Below are 679 nucleotides of genomic sequence, written 5' to 3' on the forward strand. Positions count from 1 at the left end.
CCCAAAACGTGCTCTGCTCTCGCGGCCAAAACCTATTGATGTTTGATGACACCCCAAATACCCCGCATATTGTGTTGCAAACCCTAGCAGGCAATCAGCACTTGGTGTTACATGGGGATAAAAAGCAGCCTTACATTCACTGGCTTGCGCAACTTGGCGCGATGAATATTTTTGCAGCCAAAGACATACAACTTGGCAGTGTTAAAAGCGCAATTCGACTACTCACCAATAAAACCTTTATTGCCAGCGCCAAACAACAACTGGCACTGGAGAGTAAAAAGTCGGTGATTGCTGATGCAGCAACCAACCTAGACGTCACCGCCAATCAAATTGACGTCAGCGCCACACAAAATATCACGCTTAAGGCGGGTCGCAGTCATCGCAGTGTTATCCAAAGTGATATCAACCTCAAGGCAGACAACAACCTTACCATCACCGCCCCGGCGGGAAGTCAAATCATCCAAAGCCAAGGCAATATCACGATTAAAGGCAGTGGCTCTGGCAACCTCACTCTTGCCAATGGCGGCAGTGAAATCAGCATTGACTCAAGTGGTAACGTCAACATCTTTGCAGACAAGTTACTGACCTTAAAAGGCAAAGCCATGACTGTGTTTGACGGTAGCATGGAGCAAGATATTGGTGGTAAACAAAGCGCCACTATGCCGAGTGTACCGCAAAT

General features: G+C 47.6%; 1 pseudogene. It reads left to right on the forward strand.

The annotated features are described in order from the left end of the window. Positions 1–679 (forward strand): annotated as a pseudogene (locus A587_RS25325) (hypothetical protein); the annotation flags it as partial.

Origin of the sequence: Pseudoalteromonas sp. NJ631, assembly GCF_000276645.1 — a bacterium.
GTDB classification, from domain to species: Bacteria; Pseudomonadota; Gammaproteobacteria; order Enterobacterales; family Alteromonadaceae; genus Pseudoalteromonas; species Pseudoalteromonas piscicida.